General features: G+C 72.4%; 6 protein-coding genes. 3 read left to right on the top strand and 3 right to left on the bottom strand.

All coding sequences use genetic code 11. From position 1 onward, the window contains the following. Nucleotides 1–335, top strand: a 335-nt coding sequence (locus B7767_RS20860) for a glycerol-3-phosphate dehydrogenase C-terminal domain-containing protein (RefSeq protein ID WP_306297977.1), incomplete at its 5' end; no start/stop codon positions are given. Between the two features lie 8 nt (nt 336–343). Here B7767_RS20860 and B7767_RS20855 read toward each other — a convergent pair. After that, on the bottom strand, nt 344–2,395 hold the full coding sequence (locus B7767_RS20855; protein WP_085573533.1) for a discoidin domain-containing protein: 2,052 nt from the start codon (nt 2,393–2,395) through the stop codon (nt 344–346). A 174-nt stretch (nt 2,396–2,569) separates the two neighbouring features. After that, nucleotides 2,570–2,920 (bottom strand): hypothetical protein, encoded by a 351-nt coding sequence (locus B7767_RS20850; protein WP_030866771.1) that lies wholly within the window; start codon nt 2,918–2,920, stop codon nt 2,570–2,572. Between the two features lie 132 nt (nt 2,921–3,052). Between B7767_RS20850 and B7767_RS20845 the strand changes: the two genes are divergently transcribed. Both B7767_RS20845 and B7767_RS20840 read left to right on the top strand, forming a co-directional pair. Further along, nucleotides 3,053–3,883, top strand: coding sequence for a PP2C family protein-serine/threonine phosphatase (locus tag B7767_RS20845; protein ID WP_085573532.1), 831 nt, complete (start codon nt 3,053–3,055; stop codon nt 3,881–3,883). A gap of 51 nt (nt 3,884–3,934) precedes the next feature. Beyond that, a complete protein-coding gene (locus B7767_RS20840) occupies nt 3,935–4,960 on the top strand; it encodes an MASE1 domain-containing protein (protein WP_085573531.1) in 1,026 nt (341 codons plus the stop codon). A gap of 191 nt (nt 4,961–5,151) precedes the next feature. On the opposite strand, the gene B7767_RS20835 is transcribed toward B7767_RS20840, so the two are convergent. Continuing rightward, on the bottom strand, nt 5,152–5,840 hold a 689-nt coding region (locus B7767_RS20835), incomplete at its 5' end, for a L,D-transpeptidase family protein (RefSeq protein ID WP_107486227.1).

Below are 5,840 nucleotides of genomic sequence, written 5' to 3'. Positions count from 1 at the left end.
CGTCCCCCACCGCGTCCCTGCCCCTGGTGGGCGCCGCGCCGCCGCACGTCCTCGCCGAACTGCCCGCGCCCCGCCGTCTCGTGTGGCGGTACGGCACCGAGGCACCGGCCGTGCACGCGCTCGGCGCGCGGGACGCCCGGCTGGGCGAGCCGGTGCTGCCCGGGTACCCGGTCACCGGCGCCGAGCTGCTCTGGTCCCTGCGCCACGAGGGGGCGCTCGACGAGGAGGACGTGCTCGACCGCCGTACCCGCATCGGACTCGTCCCCGCCGACCGGGCCACGGCGCTCGACGCGGTGCGCGAGATCGTCGACGGGGCTCTGTCACAGGGCGGTTGAGCCTCGCGTCAGCGGCCGTGGACGCCCAGCTCGCGGATCGAGTACCCCCACTCGGTCCCCCGGTCCAGGAACTGCACACGGAGGTGGCGGGCCGGCGCGGGGGTGAACACGGCCGTGTCCAGGCCGCCGTCGCCGGAGGTGGTGGACCAGGCGGTGCGCCAGTTCACGCCGTCGGTGGAGAGGTCGACGCGGTACGACGTGCCGTACGCGCGTTCCCAGTCCAGGGTGACGCGCCCGACCTGGTGGGTGGCGCCGAGGTCGACGCGGAGCCACTGGCCGTCGCTCCAGTCACTGGCCCAGCGGGTGCCCCGGTCGCCGTCCACGGCCCGGCCGGGCGCGTAGCTGGTGAACGGGTTCCACTCCGCCGAACTGGCCGTGGCCGGGGCGCCGGCGGCGAGGTTCACCCCGGCCCGGTGCCGTTCGGAGGCACCCCAGGTGTCGAGGTAGGACTCGGCACCCTTGAAGAGGTCGTCCACCACGTGCTGCCCGCCGACGCGCCGGATGTCCTCGATCCAGTCGGGGACGAGACCGTAGTGCGCGGCTCCGTCGGTGTTCAGGTCCCAGGTGCGTTCGCCGGTGGTCTGCCGGTCGAGCACGGAGCCGCCGTCGACACTGCGGAAGGGGTAGGTGACGGCGTCGGGCGCGTCCGCACCGCGCGGGGCCGGCCAGCCGCCGACGCCGTTCATGTCCGTGCCGTAGCCGTAGCCGACGCCGTACTCGTCGCGCAGCGCCCCGGTGCGGTCCGCCTCCGCGACGAAGTCCTCCGAGCCGTGCATGTACTGGGCGACGAACCCGCCGAGACCGTAGACCCGCTCGGTCCAGTCCAGGTCCATCCAGCTGTGTGACGAGATCACGCCGGGGTAGGACGCGGCCTCGAAGATGTCGAGCACCCGCCCGGTCGCCTTGACGCTCATGTGGTCGATCTCGAGCATCATGTTGCGTTCCATCATGCCGCGCACGGCGTACTCGCCGAGTTCGGTGAGCCCGCGCACGTTGCACCGGGCGTCCTCGTCGTACGACGGGACCTCGACGCCCGCGGGGAGCTCCTTCTCGGCGCCGGGCGCGGAGGCGAGCCCGATCGGGTTGTCGGCCTGCGGGCCGGTGCACTTCTCGGTCTGCCAGAAGGTGCCGGTGGACAGGAACTGCCCGACGTTGATCGCGGTGCCGAGCGCCCCCTCGTCGAAGCGCACGCCGCACAGCGCGTTGTCGAACTTGTGGCACAGGAACATGCTGCGCACGCCGAGTGCGTACAGCTCGTCCAGTCCGGCGTCGATGTCGGCCCTGTCGCACTGCGCGATGTCCAGGACCTGCTTGCACCCGAACGGTTCGGAGGTCTCGACGCCGAGGACGACAGCGAGCTTGCCCTGCGCGATGACGTCACGGGCCTGCGCGCTGTCGGTGACGATCCGGAACCAGCCCTTGCCCGGCCCGCCGTACATCCCGTCGACGTAGGCCTGCATGTCGTACGTCAGCTTCGCCTGCAGCCGGATGGAGGTCATCTCGTCGCAACCGCGGTCCTTGAAGAAGTACACGGAGCAGATCACGCCGTTGGTGACGAGGTCGTTGACCATGACGCGCTGTCCGCCGCGCCAGGCGCGTTCGATCCAGGCGTAGTAGTTCTGCTGGTGGGTCAGGGAGTCGTGCGCGGGCCAGTCCTCGAACGTGGGCCAGCCGACCGGATCGTGCCTGCCGTCACCGCCGTTGGTGATGAAGTCGAAGATCGCCAGCGAGCCGTCGGGGTAGTGCTCGGGGCAGTCCTTGAGCGCGTCGGCGATCCCCTTCCCGGAGAAGGGCTTGCCGCAGATGAGCCGGCCGCCGAACGCCTCGTTGGCCATGACGTGGTTGTGCGCGTCGACGAAACCGCGCACCTCGCCCGCGGCGTCCGTGCCCTTGAACGGCTCCCCGGTGACACCGATCCCGGAGTCGGGCGCGGGCCGGGCGACCGGATCCCACCAGTCGCCGCCGGCGGCGGAACTGGGCGTGGGCACGAGGGCCGCGGCCAGCACGAGGAGGAGCAGCGATACGACCCCGAGGTGTCGTCGGGTGCGGTACGTGGTCATGACGCACGTCCCTCCGTCGTGGAGTTGTCATGCCCGGCGCAAGGCATGGGGTGAGGATCGCTACTGGCGCGTACGGCGTCAAGTACGCGCGCGCCATCCGTCCGCTCCGGACCCCCCGCGAGAAGCCGCGGACCGCGGCGTCACCCCATGGCTCCCGGCCCCTCCGCCCCGGAACTACCCCTTGCCGCCCGTCTCGTAGTGCAGGGAGATGGAACGCAGGACGTCGGCGGAGGAGACGTCGGTGCGGCCCTCGTCGTGGATCTCGGCGAGCTGGACGAAGGCGAAGGTGAGCGCGGAGGTGATCTGCACGATGGCGGGGCCCAGCTTCTCGGTGACGATCTCCGCCACCTCGCGCGCGCTCGCGTCGGCCGGCAGCTGGATCCGCGGCAGCATCTCCTCCAGGAGCTGGGCGACGGCTCCGCTCCCCGACACGTCGGCGTCCGGGTCCGCGCGGAGCCGCCGTCGCATCTCGAGGGCCTCGGTCAGGATCCCCACACCCCGCTGCATGATCTCCCGCTGCTCCATGGGCACAGCCTAGACACGGACTGGCCCGGCCGAACCGCTTCTGACTATCATCCCTTTCATATATGAATGAGAGCTTTGTCCACCGAGGGCGCCCACCGCGCGTGCGGGTGCCCTCGCCCGAGTGAGTGATCCATGTCCCGCACCGGCTCCACGGACGACGGCGACGAGCTTCTGGTCAGGCTCGGGACGCTGACGGCACAGGCGCGTGCGCAGGCGGAGGTGCAGCGCTCCCGGGTCGAGCTGGCCATCGCCCTGCAGCGCGGCATGCTGCCGAGGGGACTGCCCGTCGCCGACGGTGTGCGGCTGGCCGTGCGGTACGCGCCCGCGTACCAGGGGCTCAACGTCGGCGGTGACTGGTACGACGCCTTCACCATGCCCGACGGCCGGATCGGTCTGTCGATCGGCGACGTCCAGGGGCACAACATCGAGGCGGCCGCCTTCATGGGGCAGGTCCGGGTCGGGCTCCGGGCGCTCGCCTCCGTCGACAGCGAACCGGGCGAGCTCCTCGCCCGGACCAATGAACTGCTGCTCTCCCTCAGCTCGGACCTCTTCGCCACCTGCACCTTCATGCGGCTCGATCCGGCCACCCGGCTGCTGGAGAGCGCCCGGGCCGGGCATCTGCCGTGCGTGTGGGCCACCGCGGACGGCAGGTCCGGCGTGACCGAGGACGAGGGAGGTCCCCCGCTGGGGATCCTGTCCGGGACGGCCTACCCCGTCACCCGGTACCGGCTGGACACGGGCGGGGTGTTCGTGATGCTCACCGACGGGGTGGTGGAGGGCCCCTCCATGCGTCTCGACGAAGGGCTGGACCAGGTGGTGCGGCTGGCGGGCATCGCCGCGGTCGCGCGCATGGACACGGACGCGCTCGCCGCCGCCGTGATCAAGCAGGCGGAGCGGGTGGGGCACGACGACGACGCGGCCGTCATGGTGCTCGGGCACGACGGACCGGCCGTTCGGCCATAGGGCCGCAGGCCCGCGCGTCCCGCCTCGCCGACGCGGCGGCCTCGGTGTCTGATGGCCTGTGTGGTGGCTCGCCATGACCTTCGCACACCGGCCGTCTTCGTGCTCGAGACGCTGGTCGTCGCCGCCTGCTACTACGCGGGGGGACGGCTGGGGCTGCTGCGCGAGCTCCACATCGGCGGTGCGGTGGTCTCACCCATCTGGTCGCCGACGGGAGTGGCCGTCGCCTGTCTGCTGGTCTTCGGGCTGCGCTGCTGGGTGGGCGTCGCACTCGGCTCCCTGCTGATCCTCATGCACCTCACCTCGCTGCGGCTGTCCTCGCTGGGCGTCCTCGTCGGCAGCACCGCCGCGCCGGTGTGCGGGTACCTCCTGCTCCGCAGGGTGGGCTTCCGCAGCGATCTCACCCGATTACGGGACTGTCTCCACCTGGTGTTCCTCGGCGCCTTCTCGGCGATGCTGATCAGCGCGAGCACCGGCGCCGCCCTCCTCGTGGCCACGGGCGACCTCCCGCTGCGGAGTCTCTGGGTGGTGTGGCTGGCGTGGTGGGTGGGTGACGCGATGGGCGTACTGCTCGTCGCCCCGGTGCTGCTCACGCTGTACCGGGTGCGCGCGCCGGTGCACTGGTCGAGGTGGAAGGAGGCGGTGGGGCTGGCGGTGGTCGCGGGCGCCCTCGTCCCGCTGGCGACGCACAGCCCGGCCAGTCTGCTGTTCACCATCTACCCTCTGCTGATCTGGGCGGCCCTGCGGTTCCAGCTCGCGGGCAGCATGATGTGCGCCCTGTTCGCGTCCGTCATGGCCACCATCGCGGCGACCGATCGCGTCGGGCCGTTCGAACGGCTGACCGAGGTGGAGGTCCTGACCAACCTTCAGGCGTTCAACGGGGCGTTGGCGCTGACCGCGCTGTTGCTGTCGGCGGTGATCACCGAGCAGCGCAATACCCGGCGCTCCGTGGAGCGGGCCTGTCAGGAGTTGGTCGAGGTGCTGGAGCATCTGACGGCGGGGGAAACGGCGCCCCGGCCCCCGCGGGACGAGGACGGCCGGCCGCGGGGCGAGGACGGCCCGTCGCGGGGCGAGGACTGACTTTTCTCGCCCCTGCCGCCCCTTCCCGTCCCGAAACCGGGGCTCCGCCCCGGACCCCGCTCCTCGAACTCCCCCGGAAGCTGGCTTCCGGCCGAGGAGCGGGGGTCCGGGGGCAGCACCCCGGGAGCGGGCGTGGAGCCGTGTCGAAGGGGTCGGCATCGCGCCCTGAGCCGCGCGGCAGGGCGGGCCGCTCACCGGCTCAGCGAGCCGGCGTCGCCCATGACGATCACCGGGTGCCGGTCCGGGTCGAGGGTGCGCAGGAGTTCCTCCATGTGGCGCTCCGAGAGGCTGACGCAGCCCTGGGTGGGTCCCTGGTGGTCGACGTGCAGCCAGATGCCGCCGCCCCGGCCGGCGCCGAGCGGACGGGTCGGGTCCAGCGGGGACGTGCCCGGCTCGCGGTTGTAGTCGATGGCGATGACGTAGTCGAAGGAGCCTTCCAGCGGCTCGCCCTCGAAGCCGGTGCCGCCGACCGCGAACCCCTCCGACCGGTCGTACGGCAGCTCGGTGCCGGGATCGGGCAGCAGCCCCCCGGCGTCGGTGAGGGTGAACACGCCGATGGGTGAGCGGAGGTCCCCCGCCCAGTGGTCGTCGGTCCAGCCCTTGAGGGCGTTGCGCGCGGGCCACGCCGGGCCGCCCTCCCATCCGGAGCCCGTGTGCTGGTACAGCACGACCTCCGAACGGTTGGCGTCCTTGCCGCGGCCGGTGACGACGACCACCTGGCGGGCGGTCGCGGGGATCCACGCCCGGGTCCGGGGTCCGAGGCCGGGGATCCGGGCGGGCGACGGTGTCCGCGCTGCGGCGCCGGGCCGGCCCTGTGCGGTGCCGACGGGACCCGGCGCGGCACCGGCGGGACCCTGTGCGGTATCGGCGGGACCCGGCG

The organism is Streptomyces sp. 13-12-16, from assembly GCF_002114215.1.
Taxonomy (GTDB): domain Bacteria; phylum Actinomycetota; class Actinomycetes; order Streptomycetales; family Streptomycetaceae; genus Streptomyces.
This window is presented reverse-complemented; position numbering and strand designations above follow the sequence as displayed.